This is a genomic window from Rhizobium sp. WSM1274 (genome assembly GCF_025200775.1).
Classification (GTDB): domain Bacteria; phylum Pseudomonadota; class Alphaproteobacteria; order Rhizobiales; family Rhizobiaceae; genus Rhizobium; species Rhizobium leguminosarum_I.
In genome coordinates this window covers 1,157,678-1,180,112 of sequence record NZ_CP104139.1, presented here as the reverse complement: position 1 = coordinate 1,180,112, position 22,435 = coordinate 1,157,678, and the positions used below count along the sequence as shown (strand labels likewise).

Genomic DNA, 22,435 nt, shown 5'->3' with positions numbered 1-22,435 from the left:
GATCTTTTTCCCAGGTAACTGCGCAATTTTGAACGAAAGCGCTTCAGTTGCGCAGTTACTATATGCCTCGATTCGTTACCAATTTACAAATGCTTAACCAAACCGTCCGTTTCAGCCCATCGAGACGGCTGGCGACATGAGCCAGATTTCAAGTGATTCGCACATTGCCGATGACTCGAAGTGACCGATAACCACGGTGGCTTTCCAGCCGACCCGGAGGTCAATCGCGTCGCCGTATAAGCTCAGTTTATTCAATAGCTTGGCGCTGCCTCTCTATTTCCCATCGTCCTTCAGGTAGTTGTTGCCGTTGATCACCAGAAGCCCGTCGGAACCCTTGTCCGGCTCGAATATGCTCATGGTCTCGGTCTTACCACTCACGTCTGTCAGATCGAGACGATAGCCGGAAAGTTTGTAGCGTCCGCTGGCGCCCAGCCGGTTGCTTGACGTCGTGACGCCCGATTGCGATCCGCCGATTTCATTCGTCATCGAGGCGCCCGACCAGCCTGTGCGTTCGAAAGTGCCGTTTCGATGAAGCTTCAGCGTATGGCTGGAAGCCACCGATCCCGATGAGGTCGCGGTCATCCCGCTGGAGGCGAAGGTGGATACCCATTCGCCGTCGAGCGTCGTGCCCTCATCAAACGGTGGCACGGCGCGGTGGTCTGCGTCGGCAATCACTATGTCCTCACCTTTTTTCGAGAACGGTTTCGTCTCGATCTCAATCGTGCCGTAAGCAGAGGTGACGCTACGCATTTCGATCGCCCCGGCGGAGGAGAAAAATCCGCCGCCGGTAAGCTTGTAGAGGCCGCAATCGGTCGGAGTCTCCTTGCAATGTTCGGTGATGCTCCGGCCGCCCTTCGGCAGTTCCGTACTGAACAGCCCCTTCGGGTCGAACATAGTGATCGTGCTGTCCGAATAAAAATCCATGCCGCCAAAGACATTCGGCCGGAGACCGGTATCAAGATGGGTGAAGACGCCGTCCAGCCCGCCGTCTTCGCTCGCCGGCACGAGATCGAAATCCTTGTCGGAAGGATCAAGCTTCACCGAGCGCACGAGGGTCGCAAAATCGGCCTCGGCGCTACTGCTTCTGTCACCGTTCACATTCAGCAGCACGAGCTGCAGATAGGCCTGCGTCTTGTCGCCGGCGATGCCGACGACGATCTGGCTGATGCTGACATTCTTCTGATGAACGCAGCAGCGTTCTTCCACGCGGATATCGTAGCCGTTCACCGTGACCCCGTAATGTTTGACCAGGATATCTTCCTTCGCCATGTCGGGCAGCGTCGCGACGAAGGTCTTCATGCCGGCCTGCAGGGAACTGCGCGCTGCCGGGAGCGGCTTGGTGATCTGAATCAAAGCATTGCCGGGCTTGTCGTCCTCCGTTTCCGGAAAATCCTTCTGCAGCATAAACAGATTGCCCTTGCCGGCCTTCCTCCAGCCGGTGGCGGCATCGGGCAGGGTCACCGTCAGGCCGCCGATTTCGGCGGGCGCCGCCAACGCAGGGGAGCAGGGCACAAGGCAAAAAAGACTGAGAACGACGCCCAAGGCTAGTCTGCCCCGGCCAAACCAATGAAACTGCGCGCTTCCCATTACCCCTCCCCGGCTTCGATGACCGCCGACGGGATTTGGAGCCGGGTGTGTGCTTTTCAACCCTGGGGTTTCATGAAGGTTTCTTGAACGCCTAGCCAACGCTCCACTAAACGGATTACTCACGACGCCACGCCACCTCCTATTAGGCGAATGGCGGGGGGCCAGCAAAAGTGGGAGAACTATCGACCGGAAATTCTCCGCACTTGAAGGTTCCTACGACGCCTGGAGGTGTGCCATGAGAACCATGTGCTCTGCATTGACGCTGTGTATCGCGATTGCCCTTTGCACGGCAAATGCCAGATATGTCACCCTGCCCGGATACGCCTTCAAGACCAACCCGAAATGTCAGCGCCACGAACCGAAAACGAGGTTTGACACAAGGTGCGACTGGCCGAGATTGGGCTTCAAGGACTTCACGCCCCCGCTCGTGACCGTGCTTGGAATCTGAAGATCCTGCTCAGCATCCGGCGCTTTAGAGATAACCGCTGGCGCGGAAATCATCGCCCGGACAGTTGCCCGACCCGTACGAGAGGTTCTACTCCCGCGCCAGCACGAAATCGTGCTCCACCTGCCAAAACTTGTCCGCGAATTCAAGGTCGCTAGCCCGCACTGGATCTTCTACGGGCTGAAACTTGGCAAGCAAGCTCTCCTTCACGCCGAAGACGGCGTCCGAGTGGATGTACGGGTCGTCCGGATCGAAGATGTGTGTTGTCAGCGCCTCGAAGCCCTCGGCCTTTATGATGTAATGCAGGTGAGCCGGCCTGTAGGGATGACGTCCAAGAGCGCCGAGCAGCTTGCCGACCGGCCCGTCGTCCGGGATCGGGTAATATTTGGGCTTGACCGCCCGGAACCAATAGCGGCCGTCCGCGCCCGTGCGAAAGACGCCGCGAAGGTTGAAGTCGGGTTGTATCCCCTTCTGTTGCACGTCGTAGAAGCCTTCGTCGTTGGCCTGCCAAACGTCGATGACAGCATTGGAAATCGGCCTGCCATCCGTGTCGAGTATCCGCCCTCCGATCACCATATCCTCGCCTTTCTGGTCGAGGCAGATGTTGGCGCCCATCGGCAGTTCCGGCACGTCGGCAACGTGAAACGGACCGAGCACCGTGCTTTCAGAAGCCCCAGAGGGCTTGCGATTGTTGATGGCGTCGACCAGCATCGACACGCCGAGCACGTCCGACAACAGGATAAACTCCTGTCGCCATTCATTGCACGTCTGCCCGGTACGGGTGAGAAAGAAGATTGCCTCCATCCACTCGTCCTGCGTCGGCTCAAGCTCCTTTACTGCCTCATGTAGCTTGCGCGTGACAACCTCCATCACCCGCTTCAGGCGCTCGTCCCTGGCTTGAGCGTTGCGGCTCGTGACCACCTCCACGGAATTTTCTTCGGTGAAATAGCCCTTTTCTTCGGAGCTCATAGTGCACCTCACAGAGAAAGAATTGTTTTCAAAATCCGGCGTAGCTCCGCTTCCGGATCAGCCGACACGGCGTCCGCGCGCCACGCGACATGATGGTCGGGCCGCACGAGCAACACGCCTGAATCCCGGACTTCGCGGGCCCGCGCCCAGTCACCGTTCAGATCCTGCCACGTCTGTCGCGGTCCGATCCGATGCGTGGCGATCGGCAGCCCCAGCTCCTTCGAAAGCGTCGTTGCCGCTGCAATCCAGCCGTCGCCCCCGATGCCCGTCAGCACCGTGAAAACGCCGTGGCCCGTCAGATCAAGGCTGGACACCTTTTTTCCATCGGCACCGAAGAGCCAGGCATGAGGAAGCCGCGCACCCGGCCAAGTCGTCGGCTGGAAGTGCAGCTCAGGGTCTCTCTCGAAGGCGGGTTCCGGTTGACCATCCTTCACCACGGCGTTCGAGGCGTAGCGGTGGTTCATCTCGACGCCGTGCGCGTCGAATTCGTAGACCTTGTTCGCGATCGCGGTCCGGATTGCCGCGCGCTGCGCTTCGGATGCTGCCGTGTCATTGCAGCGCGCGTCCATGTTCTGCTGCATCTTCACCGGATCAACCGAGTCAAGCAGGCCGAGCGCCTTGAAAATAGGGCCGAATTCTTCGATCGACTTGTTGGCGCGGGTGACGATTTGCTTGGCGACTGGCGCCCGCTCGGCCTGGTAGCTGTCGAGGAGCTGAGGACCAGCTTGACCTTTCAGCACCATCGCAAGCTTCCATGAAAGATTGAACGCGTCCTGAATCGAGGTGTTGGAACCCAGGCCGTTTGACGGCGGATGTCGATGCGTTGCGTCGCCCATGCAGAAGACGCGGCCGTTCGATATCGTCGTCGCGTACATATTGTTGACGGTCCACGTCGAGACCGACTTTATCTTCGGCTCGATGTCCTCGACGCCCACGAGCTCGCGCACGACCTTCGTGGCGAAGGCGTCGTCGACCTGCGGTGCGGGCTGGTTGATATCGTATCCCCAGACGATCAGCCACTCGTTCCACGGGCGAACCATGCGCACGAGACCCATGCCGATGCCCCCCACGTCGGCGCCTGGCTGCAATACCCAATAGAGCACGGAAGGGCGATGGGCGACGTAGCGCGACAGATCGGCCTCGAACAGGATGTTCATCGATCCCGCGACGCCCATCTTGCCTTCGAATCTCAGGCCGGCATGTTCGGCGACCTTGGAGTTCCCGCCATCCGCGCCGATCAGGAATTTGGAGTGAATGGTCAGCTCCCTGCCTGTCAATCTATCGACGCAGGTCGTCGTGACCCCATCGGCGTCTTGAACATGGCTTTTGTATTCGGTCGACATTCGCGGCTGCGCGCCGCGAGAACAGGCGGTCTTGAATAGCAACGGCTCCATGTATGTCTGAGGCAGGTCGTTCATCCGGCTCGGCGACGAGAGAAGATGTTCGGCGCGGGACAGTGGGTGGTTGCCCCAGCTTTTCATGCGGCCAATCTCCTCCCCGGTCAGCGAGGTGCAAAAGACGTTCTCGCCCATCAGATCCTGCTCGGCGGCGAACATGTAAGCTTCGTCCTCGACGTCGCGGCCAAGATCGCGCAGCACTTCCATCGTGCGCTGGTTGGTGATATGCGCGCGCGGCGTGTTCGCCAGCCAGCGATAGCGGTTGATCACCAGCGGTTCGAGGCCGTGTGTCGCGAGCAACGCGGCTGCCGCCGAACCGGCCGGGCCTGTGCCAATGATCAATACGTCTGTTTTGATGTCAGCCATGTGGCCCTCCCATTTCATATTCTGAAGATCCGTCCTTGAGGCGACGGCGGACCGGAAAAAGTTCCCAACCAGTGCGGTCGGATATCAGTCCCCAGACGCCGCGAGGCGCAAAGAGCATGGTAACGATGGCCAGTGCACCGAGCGCCAGAAGATACCAGGAGCCGAAGCTCGAAAACGCGTTCTGCAATACGAAGAAGACAAGCACACCCAGGATCGGACCCTCAATTGTGCCGATGCCGCCGATGACGACGATGAAGATGACGTAGGCCGTCCAGTCGGTGAGCGAGAAGGCCGCGTCGGGCGATATCCGAGCCTTCTGCAGGTAGATGAGCGCGCCGACCACGCCCGTGATGAAGGCCGTCAGGAGATAGATCAGTGTCTTCAGCCGCTGTGCGTCGACGCCAAGGGCACGTGCCGCCGTCTCGTTGTCGCGGACGGCCGCAAGCCCCAGCCCATGCTTGCTGCAAAGCAGCCTGTAGACGAAGATGATCGTCGCCGACGCCAGCACGAGCGCCATCCAGTAGGCCAATGCATCGGCGGCGACGGACGAGCGCATGCCGAACCAGTCGTTGAGTGCGGCGGCGCCCAGCATGTCCCGCGTCGCATCTCGCGGCATGGACGTCCCAGTTCCGCCCCCGAGGGTCTTCCATTGCGCAAGGAGCAGCCGCCCGACTTCGGCAATCACCCAGGTACCGATCGCAAAGTACGGCCCATAGAGGCGGAAGGCGAAGAAGGCGGTCGGCACCGCGACGGCGGCTGCGAAGAGGCCGGCAAGCAGGACCGCCAGAACTGGATCCATTCCAGTCAGGATAACCAAGCCGAATAAGGCGTAGGCACCACATCCGACGAAAAGTTGCTGTCCGACCGAAATGAGGCCGGCATAACCAGCGAGAAGATTCCAACTTTGGGCCAGCGTTAGCATGGTCAGGATGAAAAAGAGATCCTGTACGACGCCACGCGAGACGACGAAAGGAGCGAAGATCATCAGGGCCGCCGCCAGGAAGAGGAATATTGTGAAGATTCGGGAGACAGTCGTCCTCGTCTCGATGCGCCAGCGAGCCGTTCGTTCATTGGTCATGGTTTGAAAACCCGTGGTCATGGCCGCGCCTCAGTCGACGGCCCGCGGAAAAAGACCGCGCGGACGAAAAAGCAGCACGAGAAGAAAGGCGACGTGCCCGGCAAGAATTTGCCATTCGGGATTGACCGCAGCGCCGATCGTCTGCGCAAGGCCCAGGATCACACCGCCCGCGAGCGTGCCCCAAAGCGAGCCGAGGCCGCCGATGATCACCGCTTCGAAGGCATAGATCAATCGGGCGGGTCCGGCGGTCGGATCGAAGTTCGCTCTCATGCCGAGGTAGAGCGCAGCAACGGTCACGATCATCATCGCCAGTCCGGTAGCGGCGGCGAAGATCGAGTTTGGCCGAATGCCCATCAGGCTTGCGGTCACCACGTCGTCGGACGTGGCGCGAAATGCCCGGCCAAGAGAGGTCCGATAGATCAGCTGATTCAAGGCCAAGATAACGAGCACGGCCGAGGCGAAAGTCAGCAACGGCATCAGTCCGGCGTTGACACTTCCGATCTGCACCGAGGCCGTTTCAAGCGAGCCCGTCGAAACTCGCCTGCTGTCGGCCGTGAACGCTTCCAAAAGACCATTCTGGATCACGATCGAAAGGCCGAACGTCACCAGCAGCGGTGGCAGGACGTCTTTGCCGAGCGTGCGATTGAGAAGATGATACTGGAGGATCCAGCCGAGCCCGAACATCAATGGCGCCGCTATCAATGCTGCGACAAACGGATTGAGCCCAAAAGATGACCCGATGAGCATTATCAGGAATGCGGCAAGGACGATCAGGTCGCCGTGGGCCAGATTGACGAGCCGCATGATGCCGAAGACAAGGCTCAAGCCAGCCGCGAATAGGGCATATAGTCCGCCGAGCAGTATTCCCTGGAGAAGCGTATCAAGCCAGTTCATGGGTCCCCGATCCAAAATAGGCTGCATGGATGTCCGCACGATCGAGTTCGGAGGGACGGCCGGTCAGGGTGACGCGGCCTTCCATCATGCAATAGATCCGATCGGCGACCTTTAGAGCCTGCACGATGTCCTGTTCGACGATGATGATCGCGGCGCCCGATGCCTTGATCTTGGCGAAGGCGGCGTAGATATCCTTGATCACCACCGGCGCCAGACCGAGGCTGAGTTCGTCGCAGAGCAGGACGTCTGGGTTCGACATGAGGGCACGACCGATCGCGACCATCTGCTGCTGGCCACCAGAGAGGGCCGTCGCCGGATTGCGTCGCCGCTCTTTCAGAATGGGGAAAAGCCCGTAGATGCTTTCCAGGGTCCACGGTCCGGCCGCCACCTGGCGGCCGTAGCTGCCGATCAGCAGGTTCTCCTCTACGGTCAATGACGGAAACAGCCTGCGGCCCTCCGGCACCAGCGCGATCCCGCGGCGCACCACATCCGGAGCTCCCAGCGCACCGATCGGCTCGCCGCGATGGAGGACCATCTCCGCGCTGTTGGCAATCACACCGGCGAGGGAGCGCATCAAGGTCGATTTGCCCGCGCCGTTGGCGCCGATCACGGCGATGGTCTCGCCGACCTCGAGCCGGATATCGACCCCGAAGACGGCCTGGAAGTCGCCATAGAAGGCCGTAAGGCCTCGTGTTTCGACAAGGCTCGCCATCAGACCTCCATCCCGAGATAGATTTCGCGGACGTCGCTCGAGGCCATGATCGGATCGACTGCGCCGATGCCGATCACGCGACCGAAGTTCAAGACCAGCAATCGCTCGGCGACGGCGGTCAGGGCGTGCAGTACATGTTCGATCCAGATGATCGCGACGCCGCGCTGGTGGACGCGTTTGATCGTCGCCACCAGCAGCCGACACTCTCCCTCCGTCAGTCCTCCAGCGATTTCGTCGAGAAGCAGAAGCTTGGGCTGCGTGGCGAGCGCGCGCGCTAGCTCCAATCGTTTGCGCTCAAGAAGGGAAAGGGAGCCTGCGGGGACATTCGCCTTTGCGATTAGGCCTGTCTCCACCAGGATGTCGGCACAGAGATCGACGACATGGGCTTCCGCCTGGCGCGTTCCGAAAGCGCCTGCGACCAATAGATTTTCATAGGCGGTCAGGCGCTCGAAAGGCTGCGGTATCTGAAAGGTGCGTCCCATGCCCGCAAGGCAGCGCTGCATCGGGGGCGTATGGGTCACATCGCGGCCGTCGAATTGGATCGAACCACCGGCCACCTTGAGGTTGCCGTTGATGAGATTGAAGAGTGTCGATTTTCCAGCACCGTTCGGTCCGATGACGCCGAGCGCCTCTCCCGGCTCCACCGAAAAGGAAACCCCTTCGGCGACGATAAGCGCGCCGAAGGACTTCGATACATTTTTAAGTTCGAGAATGGGCATCGGTCCTCCTCCGAACAGTTCCGCCCGGCTCGGGCGCCGGGCAGAGCTTTTGCCTTAGGCCAAAACTTCGAGCTTACCGCCCAGCGGCACATTGGGCGCCAGCCCGTTTTCGACGACGACGAGATCGTAGCCGCCGCCCGACTTCAGGCGCCACTGGCCGCCGACGAGAGGCGTCTTGGCAACATTCTTCTGCGCAAATGGCGGAAGCTTCTCGTTGCCCCACGCGATCGGCCCGACAAGTGTATCGAGCTTGGTCTCCCCTATGGCCTTGGCAACAGCGTCTCCGTCGCCGTCCTCTCCCGCTCGCTTCATCACGTCGACGGCGATCTCGAACAACGCGTGGGCGAAGCCGATAGGTTGTGTCCATGGGCGGCCGGTCGACTTGGTGAATGCGTTGGCGACGGTGACTGCCGTCTCGCCTGTCAGTGACGATTTGAAGGGGTGGCTGGGCGTCCACCAGACTTCCGTGGACAGGTTATGACCGGCATCGCCCAACGCTTCGACCGTCTGCGGAAAGAGCAGCGCCTTGCCGATCGAGGCGATTTTCGGTTTCAATCCCTGCTGTTTCGCCTGGTTCCAGAAGGTGGTGAGATCCGGCGGTATCATCACGCCGGTAAGGATGTCGGTACCCGCCTGCTTGAAGGCGTTGATCTGCGCTGAGAAGTCGTCCGTCAGGTTCTGGTAGCGGCCGGTGTCAGTCAGTCCGTAACCCAGTTTTTCCAGGACTGGCGGAAACCCCACCACCCTATCGCCCCACGCGTTGCCGTCGCCGTCGTTGGGGAAGAGCCCGCCGACCTTCTTATTGGTGTCGATCTGACCCCACATGCCCGTGAAGACGGCAATGATATCCTCAAGCCCCCAGAAGAAGTGGTAGGCGTAGTCAAATGGCTTCCATGATGAGGGATCGCCGGGATTGCCCTGCTGGCCGATGAACCACGGCTGCCAAGGAGCCACCGTGGAAATGCAAGGCATTTGCTCGCCTTCGCAGGTGGTCGAAACCGGGTTGGTCGTTTCCGGCGTGGAAGAAACCAGCATCAGATTGACCTGGTCGTCGACGATAAGCTCCTTTGCGACCTCGGCCGCGCGGTTGGGATTGGACTGGCTATCCTTGACCACGACCTCATAGGTCAGGCCGAGCTTCTTTGTCGTCGCCAGGAACGAATCGATGACGAATTTGTCAGCCTCGCCAAAGGCGGCAAGCGGGCCGGTTTGCGGACTGACGTAGCCAAGCTTGATGGCCGCGTTCTGGGCGATTGCCGGAGCGGCAAGGCTGGACGTCGCCATGATGGCCCCGCCGGTCGCCGTTGTTTTCAGAAAATCGCGTCTCGTGAACATGCGTCCTCCCATTGTCCCTCTCCTCCCAAAGAGCGCGCCGTCCGGCGTGCCAAAATTCAGTCTTCGGGACGTCGTCCCTCCCAGGCGTCCTGAAGAAGCTTCCTGATCGATTGACGGTCTATCGGCCGAGGGTTCCAGTACGGATTTTCGACAGCGATCGACGCGGCGCGGTCTAGATCGGCCTGCGTCATTCCGAAATCCTTGAGTGACATCGGCGCACCGATCTGCTTGGAAAAATCCCAAAGACCGCCACCGATCGAGCCGCCGAATATCGCCGCTGCCTGGGAAAGCTCCGCAGCTGCCGCCGCTGCATTGAAAGCTGCGGTATGCGGCAGCAGGACAGCATGTGTTTCTGCATGCGGCGTATCGAAAGAACCGCCGAGCGTGTGGCAGATCTTGTGATGCAGCGCCATCCCGACGGCACCAAGGACCGTGCCGCAAAGCCAGGCGCCGTAGAGCGCATCGCTGCGGGCGTCCATGTCGTTCGGTGACTTCACGATCTTCGGCAGGCTCAGTTTGAAGGCCCGCAGGCCTTCAAACGCCATGAGCGTCGAGATCGGATTGCGATCGCGGGCATAGAGACCTTCCAATGCATGAGCCATTGCGTTCAGCCCGCTTGTCGCGCTCATCGCGACAGGCAACCCCAGGGTAAGAGACGGATCGTAGATCACGATCTCCGGCAAGATCTTCGCGTCGCGCACCGTCGTCTTCCGACCGCCTTCGGTTTGGCCAAGAATTGGCGTCACCTCCGACCCGGCATAGGTCGTCGGCACGACGATCTGAAAGATGTCGTTGCGATAGGCGATCGCCTTGCCAAGCCCGGTGGTCGATCCCCCACCGAGCGAGACGACGCAGTCGGCAGCCGTATCGAGCACCACCTTCATGGCAGCCTCGGTCACCTCCACGGGCGTGTGCATGACCGCCCCCGAGAAGACGCCGCAGGCCAGTTCGCCAATCTTATTGGCCAGCTCTTCCGCGTCCGCCTTTTGGTGCGGGGTCGAGAGCACAAGCGCGCGCTTGCGCCCAGCCTTGGCGATCCATGCACCGACACTGCCAATGCTGTCGTTGCCGAAAACGATCTGGGCGGGACTGCCTGCGTAGCAGAACGGCCGTGTCATCCCTGCCTCCCCGGTCTCGCGCGAACCATCACAAAGGTCAGGTCGACCGACCTGCCCCGCCGACCGTCGACCTGTGCAGGTTCGAACCGCGCGACGAGGTCCGGTCGGACACCGAAAAGGGCATCCTCCGCAAGACGTGGATCGTTTGAATCGTAGATGTGCGTCGTAATCGTTTCGAACCCCTTCGCTCTGACAACGAACTGAAGATGAGCCGGACGATGCAGCGGATAGCCAGCACCTTTCAGCAGACGGCCTACGGGCCCATCGTCCGGCACGCCGTAGCCGGCTGGCATCACCGAGCGATACATGACGCAGCCTTCCGCGTCGGTCCTGAACAGTCCGCGTAAATTGTGCTCTGGCTGGAGATCCGGTTGCTGGTTTTCGTAGAAGCCCTCGGCGTTGGCCTGCCACGTCACAACCTCGGCGCCCCCGATGGGAAGCCCGTCGAGATCCTGCACGCGCACGGAGACGCCTAGGGGCTCTCCCTTTCCGTCGACCGAGATCGAGGCTCCGGATGAACGCTCAGGGGCGTCGTCCCGATAGAAGGGCCCGCGGATTGTATTCGGCGTCGCACCCTTCTGTCGACGTGAGTTGATTTCTTCCACCAGCGCGGAAGCGCCGATGAGGTCCGAAAGCAGCACCCATTCCTGACGGCGCTCGTCAGAGGCGTGCCCGACTTCGGTCAGAAACTGGATGACCTTGCGCCACTCGTCCGGCCTCGGGCGGAACTCCTTGATGAGGTCATGAACATGCGTCACGGCCGCAGCGATCAGGTGGGCCAATTTGCCGTTCCGGTTCGCGCTGAAGCGTTCGGCAAAGGCTTCGGATGACGTGGCCTCGTCGAATGTGAGCGCCCTGGCACTCCCTGTCATCATCGTCTCCTCCCGATCGACATATGACAAGCCTAGCACGATGGAAGTCGAGCGTTGATGATTTTGCAGAGGATCAGTATAACAGATTGTTATGAAGATCGACGAACGTCACCTCATTCAGCTTGCGGCCGTGGTCAAAGCTGGCGGCGTCACGGAAGGTGCTGCTTTGCTGGGTCTGGCCCAGCCGGCAATGTCCCGAGCGCTCTCGATGCTGGAAAAGCGGGTGGGCGAACCTCTTTTCGTCAAAGGGCGCAGGCCACTGCAGGCGACGCCGTTCGGGCTGTCGCTGGCGGAGCACGGCCTGGTCATGCTCGCCGCGTCTCGAAAAGCCTCCGACCTCGTCGACAGTTTCCGAATGGGGAGGAGCGGCGTCGTCCGCGTCGGTGGCACGCCCTTTTTCATGGACGCTCTGATCGCGCAGTTCTGCGCTGAGTTCCAGCAGACACATCCCGACGTGCGGGTCGAACAGAGCTACGGCTATCTTCCCGATCTCCGCGCAGCCCTCAAGGCCGACCAGATCGACCTGGCCGTCTGCCCGATCGACATCCTCGAAGAAGGCTCCGGCCTAGAGTTCCAGCAGATACTGCCAGGTCGGAATGTCATCGCCTGCCGCTCGACGCACCCCCTCCTCATGAAACGGCGCCCGCGGCCGGGCGAGCTTCTCGACTACCCCTGGGTGGCGCCCCCGCCAGGCAGTCCCCTGCTCGCCGATCTTCGGGCGCTTCTTCTGTCCTTCGGAGCGACCGAAATTAAGATACGCTACTCCGGCGGCTCGCTTATGGGCGTCATCAATTACCTCAAAGCGGCCGACGCCTTGACCGTTATGCCGCACAGCGTCGTCTTCGCGTTGAGAAAGGAGAAGGCGATCACCGCTCTTCCTGTCAACATTCCGCATCCTGAACGAGCTCTTGCCATCCTGACGCGAACTGATGCTCCTCGCGCTCCAGCGGTCGATCACTTCGCCGAGTTTGTCAGGTCCGGCTTCGAGACCTTGCGCCACCTGATCAAGCGTCATGAGGAAGCCGTCGTCTGGGGCAACTAGCGGGCGGCAGCCTGCGATGAAGACGTGCTTCGCCAACGACCGAAACATGGGATGTGCGGGTCGCTACGCGGCACTTCACATTCTCGACCGTTCCCAGCGCTGTCCGCTGCACCATGGTGCTGGTAACATAGCTGGCGCTTTTCCCTCGACGAACCCTTAGTCCGGCTCGTCGAGGGAGATTTGTTCGTCTAGAAGCGACGCGGTCCTTCGGGCTTGTTTCCGACGATCGTGTCGATCCGGTCCAGAACGTCAGACGTCATCTTCTGTCGGTGTGAGAGGGCCGCGAGATTGTCCTGCAACTGGCTGGCGCGCGAGGCTCCAAGAATGACGGTCGAGACGTTCCGATTGGCAAGGCACCACAAAAGGGCGAGATGCGTGATCGACATGCCGATCTCGTCCGCGAGCTTTGCGAGCTCGCCGACTTGTCTGAGCTGGGCGCGGCCGGCATCGCTGGACCACTTCTCCTTCAGCCATTCGTAGCCCGGCAGGTTCATCCGGCTGTCGGCCGGAACACCGTCGTTGTATTTGCCGGTCAGGACGCCCGAGGCGAGCGGCGACCAGGTCGTGGTGCCAAGGCCCATCAGGTCATAGAGCGGCAAGTAGTCGGACTCGACCTTCTGGCGTTCGAAGATGTTGTACTGCGGCTGCTCCATGGTCGGCGGCGTGATGCGCAGATCCCGGGCAACGGCATAGGCTTCCGTCAATTGCTGCGCCGACCATTCCGACGTGCCCCAATAGAGCACCTTGCCCTGGGCAACGAGATCATGCATCGCCCGGACCGTTTCCTCGATCGGCGTGTCGATATCCGGGCGGTGGCAGAAGTAAAGGTCGAGGTAGTCGACCTGAAGCCGCTTGAGCGCTGCATGGCAGGCGTCGGTCACATGCTTGCGCGACAGGCCGCGCTGTGTGGGCTTCTGGCCTCCCCAGAAGACCTTGCTGGAGACGACGAAGCTGTCACGGCTCCAGCCAAGTCGGTTGAGCGCCTCGCCCATCACGATCTCGGACCTGCCGCTTTCGTATCCTTCAGCATTGTCGAAGAAGTTCACCCCGTTGTCGTAGGCAAGCTTCATGAGGTCGACGGCGTCGCCTCCATTGACCTGTTTGCCGAATGTGACCCATGAGCCGAAAGAGAACTCGCTCACCTTCAGGCCCGACCTTCCCAAACGTCGATATTCCATCATGCAACTCCCGAAAGTTATGAATAGGTAGCGGCCGGTCACCGGGGTCGGTGTCGCCCGATTGATCAACGACCGATTGGCGTAATCTATGGCATGAGCAACGATATGCGAGGCTCAGCTACGGTTCTCATACCCTCTTTTGTGACGAGACGCCGAATCCAAAGAAAAGGGCGCTCCACGACATCAGTCGGAGCGCCCCGTGGCATGCGATCGACGACGTTTGCGGCGGAAGTCGACAGCAGCAACGGTAGAATGACGAGATTCGGAACGGATAGGCAACATGCGATTGGAAACTGCGACGTTATCGCGCGCTGATTGATCCTGTCATCCACCGGATATCCACAGCCTATCCACAGGCACCGCTGCAATGATCGCAGCAACTTCAATGACATTCGCCTGTCGGCAAACCACTCCTCACAAATGCTTATGTGACTGTGGAATGACACCGCATCTTTGTTTGTCTGCTTGGATACAAACCGTGCCTTGGCTCAGATAGGCTCACTTCTCCTCCCGACCGTGGCGGCGGACGCCGGGAGGGGTGGGCGGTGGGCAACATGAGGGCCCGCCGCCTTCCTTTAACCGCGCCCTCGGCCGGGCCAGTTCACACGCCACTCTCGCCGACAACCAAGTCGTTGGAAAGGCGTCCTCCAACCGCCAGCCCTTTACCACGCGCATTGCTAGCCCGACGGCATGACGGCCGGTGTTGCCGATAAACTCCCGCGTGCGGTCAACTCATTACCGAGGCGTCGCCGACGATCCGTGCGGCGGCCTGGAAGCCCGCGTAATCCGATACCAATCCTTTGGACCTTCCGCTGCCACTCCAACGCTAGCCGCCGGAATCCCGCCCAATGTTGACTTACCCGGCAAATGAATGTTTGCCATTTCTTGTTTTGCAGTGCACAATAAATGCTGCCAACAGGACTTGAGCCGTTGAGAATTTGCATCTACAAATCAGATGAAGCTCCTGAAGTAACGCTGTTTTTGCGAGAAGGCGTACCGGTGCCGGCACATCCGAAGGGCCAAAAGTGGCGACACTTAAAGGCGGTTGTTGGCGAAGAGGTAAGGGCGGACCTTCTGACACAAATAGAGATCGGCAATGGATGTCTTTTCGTCAACCTTGGGGCATCCCCGAAGCACTGATCTAGGATGCCGCGGTGAACGCCGTTCATCCAGCATGGATATATGCTCGCTCATTATCTTACCGGCCGTCAGATACCAAACGGCTGTATTTCCAGCAGAATGCCGATAGCGGCGCCGGGACCGGCGGCTATATCTGGGATTACGGCTTCTGGACATATGTCAGGGACAGATTCTACTTCAGATCCTTATGGAACACCTCGGTCTTGTGGTTCTACGGCTATCCGTTCTTGGTGCTGCTGGCGGTCGGCTTGTGGATGCCGCCTAGCCCCGCCGAAGACCCGAAGCAACGCACCCTTTCGGCCATTCCCTATGTGTGGCTGGCTGCGGCCATGATCGTCTATCTGGCTGCGGCCGGCGAGATCACCAGCAATGTGTGGAACTTCCACATCTTCCATGTGCCGGTCGCGATGTTCTGCGGCCACGGCGCGCTGCTTCTGGCAACGCTTGCATCTCGAGGCATTCTAACGCCGACGGTTGTGCTTCGCTCAATCTGCATCGTGGCCGTCGGGCTTGCCTGGTCGACATTGCCGCCCGTCAGGACGATGAAGAAGCCAATCGCCATGAAGGACAAGCTGCTTGGCGAGGAACTGGCGCGGTTGGCGCAACCGGGCGACCTCGTCGTCGCCATCGCGCCCGAGGTCGGCGATCCCGTCGCAGTCTACTACAGCAGGGCGCGCGGCTGGTTGTTCCCGCCTGGCGGAGGCGATGTCGAATGGTCGAAATTCGTCGCGGATGACGCCACCGCGATCGCACAGCTCGACGAATTGCGCGCGCAAGGCGCGGATCTGTTCGGCGCGGCCAAGAACGCCGTCGACAAGCAGGGCCGGCTATTCGTCGAGCATCATGATGGTGTCATCGACTATCTGGACAAGACCGCAACCAAGCTTGTGGATTCAGATGATTTGCTGGTCTACAGGATCACCCGTCCATGAGATCGAGACAGTTCACGGCCATCGGCTTGGAACAGGACAGTTCGAGAGAAAAGAGACTTCGGTATCTCGCATTGCGTATTCCCTTACCACGACCGGATCAATGCTGATCCGGTCGCAGAACCACAATGCGCCGTTTATTTATTGGACGCAGCGTCTTCGATGACCTTCGCGACTTTATCGGGATGAGAGACCATCACGACGTGAGACGCGCCTTTAACCACAACCGTCTCTTTAGAACCCGCTCGTTCCGCCATCCATCCTAGCGCCTTTGGCGGTATGTTTTTATCCGCGTCACCATAGACGAACCAAGACGGGATCTTCTTCCAGCTCGCCACGGTCGAGGCCTCGCCAAGAGCCTTATCGGTGATTGGGCGCTGTGTTGCGGCCATCAGCTTGCCATCCGCCTTGGATACATCTGCAGCGAATTGATCGTGAAACGCGCTCTGCTTGATGTACAGGTCCTTTACTCCCCCATCCAACTGCACGGGTTCCGCGAGGGTCGGTGCGAGCGTGCTTCCGGGAAACTTGCCCGAAAGCACGAGGGCCGTTTCCCCAACATCGGGCGCGAACGCCGCGACGAAGACGAGCGATTTGACATTGGCGCTGCCTGCTGCTGCCTCGTTGATCACTGAGCCACCGTAGGAGTGGCCGACGAGAACGACGTCGGTCTTCAATCCAGCAACCACTTTGCCGACGTAATCGCCATCGGACGTTACGCTTCGAAGGGGATTAGCGACCGCCACCACCGGATATCCATCTTTTTCAAGACGTGTGATCACGCCATTCCAACTGGAGGCGTCGGCAAATGCGCCATGCACAAGGACGACCGTCGGCTTTTCGGCCGCATGGGCGTTCAAAAGGCCGCCTGCGGTGATCGCGACAGCGGCGACAAATATCTTCAACATAGTCAAACTCCTTTTATATCGCACCCGATTACTTAGCGCGCAATCTTTCAGAAAACAAGTCCTGGAATTCCCGTTCAGCTCGATTTGACGATTGCGGTGAGCCATTGAGGCCGCACGCATTGCTCGGACCAGACCCGGCAACGATGCCGGTCCATCGCCGCGTCCGGCTCTTACTCTAGGAAACTGTTGCAATTCCACTGGGCCGCGCCATTTGGCGTATTCAAAACGCGCCAGGGCTCCAATCGAAGTGAGGTGAAAGTTCAGCGGCAGGTCAATTTTAAATGCCTTAGCTGCCGGCAAAAAGCCGCACGACCTACTCCCCCATCGATTGGTAGAGCCAGTCGGAGAGCTTCTCGGTCGCCACTCGCGCGCCGGCGCCCGGAAGCAGCGCGTCGTCAGTCAATTCAACGCCGAAATAGGAGGCGGATGGATCCGTTACCACCTGCCGTTCGTCTTCGTTCGCGGCGAGATAGATCCGAGCGATTTCATCAATACCGAATTGCTCCGGGCCGCTGATTTCGGCGACATCGTCCAACGGCGCTCCCATTGCCAATTCCGCCAGCAACGCGGCGACGTCTCCGGCTGAGACCGGTTTCATGAACGCCGGCGCCAATCGAAACACATCACCATCGGCACCGGTGTCGATCAATCCGCTGATGAACTCGTAAAACTGTGTGGAGCGGAGAATAGTATAGGGTCGCTTTGACGCCCTGATGAGATTCTCCTGGACCATTTTCGCGCGGAAGTAATCGCTTTCAACGAGACGCGGCGTGCCGACGACGGAAAGTGCAAGATAATGGCTGACGCCGGCCTCAGCTGCGGCAGCAAGCAAATTCCTGGTCGAAGCCCTGAAAAAATCCAGCGCTGCGCGGTCGCCGAAGGACGCCGCGTTGGTGACATCAACAATGACCTCAGCCCCTGCCAAGGCCGTATCAAGGCCTTTTCCGGTGATGGTGTCGAGCGACAACGATGCAGCCGCGACTTGATGACCGGACTGGCGCAAGTTTTCACTGAGCCGTGTTCCGATAACACCGGTTGCTCCCGCCACGGTGATTTTCATCTCAGCACCCCTTTGTTGCATTGCGCGGCGCGAATGAGGACGAGATCGCAGACGGGCTCCCTATCGTCTTCAATGTCTGGCGATCGATTGGGTCGACAATGACTGGAAAGCCAGGCGCCATCTATCGTCCAAGGGGTTCGGTCGCTTTAGCCGTAGGTCTAGGAAAGCCAGCCCAACGGTTAGGATGCCCCACCAGGAAGGCAGAACAGGTCCCCAATTTATCGTTCGCGCAAAAGTGCCGACCCCGGCACGGCGGCTACACCCCCGCGCAATGCATGGGTTTCCATGAGTTGCGGTTGTAATGTGGCGGGGTTACGGTTTGAACATGAGCTCGCCAGCCCCGAAATCGAGAAGAACTACAGTGCGAAACGCCGACGATCCGCCGGCTTTGTCCGTCAGACAGGGGCAACTGATGATGAGCGTCTGGTCGCATCGCCCCCAACCTCTGCATCTGGGGCTTTTCATCGTCGCCTATGTGCTGGCATGCGGATTCGCGCAGTCGCTCGCAGTTGTCCCTGGAACCGGCATTTCCATCTGGCCTGCGGCGGGGCTTTTCATCGCGACACTTGTCCTCGCCCCCCGCTACAGCTGGCCTTGGTGGGTACTGGGGGGCTGCCTGGCTGAATTGTTCAGCAATTACGTGTGGTTCCACAGCCCCCTGCCTGCGGCCGTCCTGATCTACATCGGCAACGCCCTTGAAGCGGTAGCCGGAGCATGGCTCGTCAACCAGACTTTGAAGCGGCCAGTTCGGTTTGAAACCCTGCAGGACGTTTTGGCATTTGTGGTACTGTGCGCAGGGATTGCGCCCATCGTCAGCGCAACAGTGGGAAGTGCGACCCTGGCATGGTTTGGCATGCAATCGCAATCCTTCGCAACGGCTTGGCCTCTATGGTGGATCGGAGACGCCACCGGCGTCTTGATTGTAGCGCCGCTGGCGCTGGTTGTATTTCATAGCTGGCGCGGCAAGACCCAACTCTCAGCCGCGCAATGGGTGGAAGCTGGCGTCCTGGGATTGATCTTTCTCGGCGTTGCCGCTCTTTCTCTGAGCGGCTACCTCCCCTTCGCATACATCATCATGCCGCCCCTTCTTTGGGCTGCCGTTCGCTTCGAGTTCAAAGGTGCTGCCGTATCCTTGGCTCTCCTCGCCCTGATCACGGCGCTGTTTACGATAACGGGGACCAGCCAGTTCGCCGGCGATCCCGAGTCCCAGAAGCACAAGCAGGTCATGCTGCAGCTTTTTCTGGCCATCTCGGCATTTTCGGCGCTCATCGTGGCCGCCATTTCCCGGCAGCACCAGTTGGCATTGCTCAATTTGCGCCAAAGCATAGAAACATTGCGGGAACGGGAGGAGGAGCTTTCGCATCTCGTGGATATGGTTCCGAGCCATGTGTGGCGCCTGACGCCCGATGGCGAGCCGACATTCTTCAATAGGCGGATGGTCGATTTCCTCGACCTGGATGTGGTGGATTTCGATAAGCCGGGCATGAGTCGGCTGGAGGCGCTCCTGGACGCCACTGTTCATCCCGAGGATGCAGTGGGATTCGGTGATGCCCTCCGGAGGTGTCTTCTCACGGGCGAGAACTTCGCCAGCCGCTATCGCTTGCGCCGCGCCGACGGAATTTATCGCTGGATGTCGAGCCGGGCCGAGCCAATGCGGGATCAGGCGGGGCGCATCGTCCAGTGGTACGGTCTTTGTCACGACATCGACGATCAGGTCCAGGCCGAGGACGCTGTGCGTCGCAGCCAAAAACAGCTTCAGCAGATCATAGACGCCGTGCCGGTCCGCATCTGGAGTGTAGAGCCTAACGGCGGGTCGTTCTATTTCAACAAGCGGTATCAGGACCATTTCCGCTCGGTTATCGCCAATTTCGACGCTCTCGGTGAACCGCGCATCGACGATCTGCTGCAGCAGCTGGTTCATCCCGAAGACGCTCCCGATATCCAGCGCACGCTCCGGAACTGCTTCGAAACCGGCGACGGCTCCGCGATGCGATTTCGCTGGCGCGAAAAGGATGACGTCTACCGCTGGGCGGAGTGCCGGGTAGAGCCTCGGCGCGACGAAAACGGGGCGGTCGCGGAATGGTATGGCGTTTCTCTCGACATCGACGATGAGGTCCGCGCACTGGAGGCGTTGCGCAACCGAGAGCGCGAACTCTCGCAGCTCGTCGACATGGTCCCCGCTCAGATCAGGCGCCTGACGCCCGAAGGCGAGCCGGTCTTCTTCAACAAACGCCTGATCGACTTTTTCGGTCTCGACGTAGGCGACATGGACAGGCCGGACATGAGCCGCCTCGCCTCGGTCATTCACACCCTCGTCCATCCCGATGACGCATCGAGGTTGCTGGAGACGGTTCACCATTCACTCGCCAGCGGCGATCCCTTCTCGATAAAATACCGCATGCGCCGTTTCGACGGTGCCTATCGCTGGGTTGACGGCCGCGCGGAACCGCTGCGGGATCAAGGCGGCACAATCATGCAATGGTATGTGATCTCAGTCGACATCGACGACGAGATGCGCGCGCAGGAAGCGCTGCGCGACCGCGAGCGAGAGCTTTCGCAACTGGTGGATATGGTTCCCAGCCTGCTCTGGCGGCTCAACTCGGAAGGCACCCCGACCTTCTTCAACCAGCGCCTGATCGATTTTCTCGGTCTCGGCATCGCCGATATGGAAAAGCCCGGCTTGAGCCGGCTGGCAGCCCTCATCGAAGCCGCCGTCCATCCCGATGATGCCGCCAGCCTCGCCGAAGCGCTCAACCATTCCCTCGTCACCGGCGAGGGCTTTTCGAAGCAGTATCGCCTGCGGCGCGCCGACGGCGTCTACCGCTGGGTGAAAGGCAGCGCCGAACCGCTGCGGGATCAGAGCGGCCGTATCGTCCAATGGTATGGCCTGTCGCATGACATCGACGATCAACTACGCGTCGAGGAGGCGTTGCGGGAGAGAGAACGATCGCTCTCGCAGCTCGTTGAAACGCTGCCGGCAATGATCGATTGCGCAGCACCTGATGGGGAGCCGATCTATCGCAGCCAGCAACTGCGCGACTTCCTCGGTTATAATCTCGATGAGTTGGATGGAACAGGCAAAACCCGGCTGGACGGCACACTCGATGCCGGTGTTCATCCCGACGATGTGGCAGGGGTCAAAGAAAACTATGCCCATTCATTGTCCACTGGCGAGCCCTATGCGCGTAGGCACCGTCTGCGGCGCCATGATGGTGAATATCGCTGGGTCGAGACGCGCGCGGCACCGATGCGCAATGCCGAAGGCGTCATCGTCCAGTGGAATGTCATATGCCTGGATATCGACGGTGAAGTTCACGCGGAGGAAGATTTGCGTCGGGCGCGAGAGGGTCTTGCACGAGCGAGCCAAGTGGCGAGCCTGGCCGAGCTTTCAGCCTCCATTGCCCACGAGGTGAACCAGCCGCTTGCGGCCGTCGTGGCCAACTCACACGCCTGCCAGCGTTGGCTCATGGCCGAGCCGCCGAATATGGAGCGGGCACAGAGGACGGTCGAGCGTATCATCCGGGATGCCAACTCGGCCGCAGATGTCGTCAGCCGTATTCGCGCTCTGTTCAAGCAATCCGTGGACAGGAGGATCCCATCGACGCTCTCCGGTATCGTCAACGAAGTGCGCAATCTGATGGCTGACGAGGCCTGGCGTCGTCACGTTCGGATAGAGGCGGAGGTCGACGCCACCCTTCCGCTCATCGCAATCGACCGCGTCCAGATCCAGCAGGTTCTGATCAATCTCATCCGCAACGGCATCGAGGCAATGGACGCCACGACAGGTGACAACGTCATCGAAATCCGCGTGCGCCAGATCGGGAATATCCTCCAGACCGAGATCAGCGATCGCGGACAGGGCATCGACTTTCCCGAAAAGATGTTTGAGCCGTTCTTTACGACGAAAGAATACGGCATGGGCATGGGGCTGGCCATCTGCCGCTCGATCGTCGAATTGCACGGCGGACGATTGTGGGCCGAGAAGAACGAACCTCGCGGAGCCACGTTGATCTTCACATTGCCTATTGAAACGAAGGCGGTGCCATGACGGTTGACGACCATATCGTCTTCATCGTCGACGATGATGAACGTGTTCGGGAAGCGCTCGGCGAGCTGCTGGACTCGCACGGCATGCGCGCCATCGCCTTCGAATCGGCCGGCGACTATGTGAGAGCGGACAAGCCGGACGTGCCCGCCTGCCTCGTGCTGGATATCGAGCTGCCTGACATCAACGGTCTCGATCTGCAGAGGCAGATCGCCGACAGGGATCATCCGCCGATCGTCTTCATTACGGGACATGGCGACATTCCCTCCTCCGTGCGTGCGATCAAGCATGGCGCCGTGGATTTCCTGACCAAACCGTTCAGCGATGCGGATCTCATGGCGGCAATCCAGGCGGCGCTTGCTCAGGATCGGGAAAAGAGAGCCGAGCGCGCCGAGATCGACATGCTCAGACGGCACTATCTCGATCTGACGCCGCGCGAGCGCGAGGTGCTGCCACTCGTTGTCAGCGGCCTTCTCAACAAGCAGGCGGCAGCCGAATTGGGAATCAGCGAAGTAACGCTGCAAATCCACAGAAGAAATGTGATGCAGAAAATGGCGGCGGCGTCGCTCGCCGATCTGGTGCGGATCGCGGAGAGATTGGAAATACCAATAACCCACTCGCGCCGAGTGGGAGGGAATTGA

Annotated in this window: 17 protein-coding genes and 1 pseudogene; 5 read left to right on the top strand and 13 right to left on the bottom strand. The window is 60.0% G+C overall.

Annotation, left to right across the window (positions count from 1 at the left end):
- Nucleotides 1–273: 273 nt before the first annotated feature.
- Entirely contained in the window at nucleotides 274–1,587 is a 1,314-nt protein-coding gene (locus tag N2600_RS29795; protein WP_260299473.1) for a hypothetical protein, read from the bottom strand.
- A 235-nt stretch (nucleotides 1,588–1,822) separates the two neighbouring features.
- Between N2600_RS29795 and N2600_RS34545 the strand changes: the two genes are divergently transcribed.
- Nucleotides 1,823–2,035, top strand: a complete 213-nt coding sequence (locus N2600_RS34545) for a hypothetical protein (protein WP_018493339.1) — start codon at nucleotides 1,823–1,825, stop codon at nucleotides 2,033–2,035.
- A gap of 87 nt (nucleotides 2,036–2,122) precedes the next feature.
- On the opposite strand, the gene N2600_RS29790 is transcribed toward N2600_RS34545, so the two are convergent.
- From N2600_RS29790 to N2600_RS29750, 9 genes are read right to left on the bottom strand one after another with little or no spacing between them, the layout of a single operon-like run.
- On the bottom strand, nucleotides 2,123–3,001 hold the full coding sequence (locus N2600_RS29790; protein ID WP_260299120.1) for an intradiol ring-cleavage dioxygenase: 879 nt from the start codon (nucleotides 2,999–3,001) through the stop codon (nucleotides 2,123–2,125).
- Between the two features lie 8 nt (nucleotides 3,002–3,009).
- The gene (locus tag N2600_RS29785) at nucleotides 3,010–4,764 is read right to left on the bottom strand and encodes an FAD-dependent oxidoreductase (RefSeq protein WP_260299119.1); all 1,755 of its coding nucleotides are present in this window, start codon (nucleotides 4,762–4,764) and stop codon (nucleotides 3,010–3,012) included.
- The gene (locus N2600_RS29780) at nucleotides 4,757–5,863 is read right to left on the bottom strand and encodes a branched-chain amino acid ABC transporter permease (protein WP_222280682.1); all 1,107 of its coding nucleotides are present in this window, start codon (nucleotides 5,861–5,863) and stop codon (nucleotides 4,757–4,759) included. Before N2600_RS29780 ends, N2600_RS29785 begins: the two co-directional genes overlap by 8 nt.
- 9 nt (nucleotides 5,864–5,872) lie before the next feature.
- Nucleotides 5,873–6,736, bottom strand: a complete 864-nt coding sequence (locus N2600_RS29775; protein WP_260299118.1) for a branched-chain amino acid ABC transporter permease — start codon at nucleotides 6,734–6,736, stop codon at nucleotides 5,873–5,875.
- A complete protein-coding gene (locus tag N2600_RS29770; protein ID WP_170279695.1) occupies nucleotides 6,723–7,448 on the bottom strand; it encodes an ABC transporter ATP-binding protein in 726 nt (241 codons plus the stop codon). Before N2600_RS29770 ends, N2600_RS29775 begins: the two co-directional genes overlap by 14 nt.
- Nucleotides 7,448–8,167 carry an ABC transporter ATP-binding protein gene (locus N2600_RS29765; protein ID WP_170279694.1) on the bottom strand — a complete coding sequence of 240 codons (720 nt, stop codon included), beginning with the start codon at nucleotides 8,165–8,167 and terminating at the stop codon, nucleotides 7,448–7,450. The genes N2600_RS29770 and N2600_RS29765 overlap by 1 nt, the downstream gene beginning before the upstream one ends.
- 54 nt (nucleotides 8,168–8,221) lie before the next feature.
- Nucleotides 8,222–9,502 carry an ABC transporter substrate-binding protein gene (locus tag N2600_RS29760; RefSeq protein ID WP_170279693.1) on the bottom strand — a complete coding sequence of 427 codons (1,281 nt, stop codon included), beginning with the start codon at nucleotides 9,500–9,502 and terminating at the stop codon, nucleotides 8,222–8,224.
- A 56-nt stretch (nucleotides 9,503–9,558) separates the two neighbouring features.
- Nucleotides 9,559–10,620 carry a maleylacetate reductase gene (locus N2600_RS29755; protein ID WP_170279692.1) on the bottom strand — a complete coding sequence of 354 codons (1,062 nt, stop codon included), beginning with the start codon at nucleotides 10,618–10,620 and terminating at the stop codon, nucleotides 9,559–9,561.
- Nucleotides 10,617–11,495 (bottom strand): dioxygenase family protein, encoded by an 879-nt coding sequence (locus tag N2600_RS29750; RefSeq protein WP_222280684.1) that lies wholly within the window; start codon nucleotides 11,493–11,495, stop codon nucleotides 10,617–10,619. Before N2600_RS29750 ends, N2600_RS29755 begins: the two co-directional genes overlap by 4 nt.
- Before the next feature lie 88 nt (nucleotides 11,496–11,583).
- Between N2600_RS29750 and N2600_RS29745 the strand changes: the two genes are divergently transcribed.
- Nucleotides 11,584–12,534, top strand: coding sequence for a LysR family transcriptional regulator (locus N2600_RS29745; RefSeq protein WP_162115626.1), 951 nt, complete (start codon nucleotides 11,584–11,586; stop codon nucleotides 12,532–12,534).
- 188 nt (nucleotides 12,535–12,722) lie between these two features.
- Here the strand turns inward: N2600_RS29745 and N2600_RS29740 are convergent, their stop codons facing one another.
- Complete coding sequence (locus tag N2600_RS29740) at nucleotides 12,723–13,712, bottom strand: potassium channel beta subunit family protein (RefSeq protein WP_162115625.1); 990 nt, start codon at nucleotides 13,710–13,712, stop codon at nucleotides 12,723–12,725.
- 1,253 nt (nucleotides 13,713–14,965) lie between these two features.
- On the opposite strand from N2600_RS29740, the pseudogene N2600_RS29735 reads away from it, so the two are divergent.
- A pseudogene (locus N2600_RS29735) lies at nucleotides 14,966–15,784 on the top strand (glycosyl transferase); the annotation flags it as partial.
- A gap of 134 nt (nucleotides 15,785–15,918) precedes the next feature.
- Here N2600_RS29735 and N2600_RS29730 read toward each other — a convergent pair.
- Complete coding sequence (locus tag N2600_RS29730) at nucleotides 15,919–16,689, bottom strand: alpha/beta fold hydrolase (protein WP_017967385.1); 771 nt, start codon at nucleotides 16,687–16,689, stop codon at nucleotides 15,919–15,921.
- A 313-nt stretch (nucleotides 16,690–17,002) separates the two neighbouring features.
- Entirely contained in the window at nucleotides 17,003–17,749 is a 747-nt protein-coding gene (locus tag N2600_RS29725; RefSeq protein WP_260299117.1) for an SDR family oxidoreductase, read from the bottom strand.
- A gap of 412 nt (nucleotides 17,750–18,161) precedes the next feature.
- Here N2600_RS29725 and N2600_RS29720 point away from each other — a divergent pair, with 412 nt between their 5' ends.
- Both N2600_RS29720 and N2600_RS29715 read left to right on the top strand, forming a co-directional pair.
- Entirely contained in the window at nucleotides 18,162–21,797 is a 3,636-nt protein-coding gene (locus N2600_RS29720; RefSeq protein ID WP_170279690.1) for a PAS domain-containing protein, read from the top strand.
- Nucleotides 21,794–22,435 (top strand): response regulator transcription factor, encoded by a 642-nt coding sequence (locus N2600_RS29715; protein WP_162116382.1) that lies wholly within the window; start codon nucleotides 21,794–21,796, stop codon nucleotides 22,433–22,435. The genes N2600_RS29720 and N2600_RS29715 overlap by 4 nt, the downstream gene beginning before the upstream one ends.

What these genes read in the sequence shown, in the direction of transcription:
- N2600_RS29795 (WP_260299473.1), bottom strand. Translation starts at nt 1,587, where the DNA reads ATGGGAAGCGCGCAGTTTCATTGGTTTGGCCGGGGCAGACTAGCCTTG.
- N2600_RS34545 (WP_018493339.1), top strand. Translation starts at nt 1,823, where the DNA reads ATGAGAACCATGTGCTCTGCATTGACGCTGTGTATCGCGATTGCCCTT.
- N2600_RS29790 (WP_260299120.1), bottom strand. Translation starts at nt 3,001, where the DNA reads ATGAGCTCCGAAGAAAAGGGCTATTTCACCGAAGAAAATTCCGTGGAG.
- N2600_RS29785 (WP_260299119.1), bottom strand. Translation starts at nt 4,764, where the DNA reads ATGGCTGACATCAAAACAGACGTATTGATCATTGGCACAGGCCCGGCC.
- N2600_RS29780 (WP_222280682.1), bottom strand. Translation starts at nt 5,863, where the DNA reads ATGACCACGGGTTTTCAAACCATGACCAATGAACGAACGGCTCGCTGG.
- N2600_RS29775 (WP_260299118.1), bottom strand. Translation starts at nt 6,736, where the DNA reads ATGAACTGGCTTGATACGCTTCTCCAGGGAATACTGCTCGGCGGACTA.
- N2600_RS29770 (WP_170279695.1), bottom strand. Translation starts at nt 7,448, where the DNA reads ATGGCGAGCCTTGTCGAAACACGAGGCCTTACGGCCTTCTATGGCGAC.
- N2600_RS29765 (WP_170279694.1), bottom strand. Translation starts at nt 8,167, where the DNA reads ATGCCCATTCTCGAACTTAAAAATGTATCGAAGTCCTTCGGCGCGCTT.
- N2600_RS29760 (WP_170279693.1), bottom strand. Translation starts at nt 9,502, where the DNA reads ATGTTCACGAGACGCGATTTTCTGAAAACAACGGCGACCGGCGGGGCC.
- N2600_RS29755 (WP_170279692.1), bottom strand. Translation starts at nt 10,620, where the DNA reads ATGACACGGCCGTTCTGCTACGCAGGCAGTCCCGCCCAGATCGTTTTC.
- N2600_RS29750 (WP_222280684.1), bottom strand. Translation starts at nt 11,495, where the DNA reads ATGATGACAGGGAGTGCCAGGGCGCTCACATTCGACGAGGCCACGTCA.
- N2600_RS29745 (WP_162115626.1), top strand. Translation starts at nt 11,584, where the DNA reads ATGAAGATCGACGAACGTCACCTCATTCAGCTTGCGGCCGTGGTCAAA.
- N2600_RS29740 (WP_162115625.1), bottom strand. Translation starts at nt 13,712, where the DNA reads ATGGAATATCGACGTTTGGGAAGGTCGGGCCTGAAGGTGAGCGAGTTC.
- N2600_RS29730 (WP_017967385.1), bottom strand. Translation starts at nt 16,689, where the DNA reads ATGTTGAAGATATTTGTCGCCGCTGTCGCGATCACCGCAGGCGGCCTT.
- N2600_RS29725 (WP_260299117.1), bottom strand. Translation starts at nt 17,749, where the DNA reads ATGAAAATCACCGTGGCGGGAGCAACCGGTGTTATCGGAACACGGCTC.
- N2600_RS29720 (WP_170279690.1), top strand. Translation starts at nt 18,162, where the DNA reads ATGATGAGCGTCTGGTCGCATCGCCCCCAACCTCTGCATCTGGGGCTT.
- N2600_RS29715 (WP_162116382.1), top strand. Translation starts at nt 21,794, where the DNA reads ATGACGGTTGACGACCATATCGTCTTCATCGTCGACGATGATGAACGT.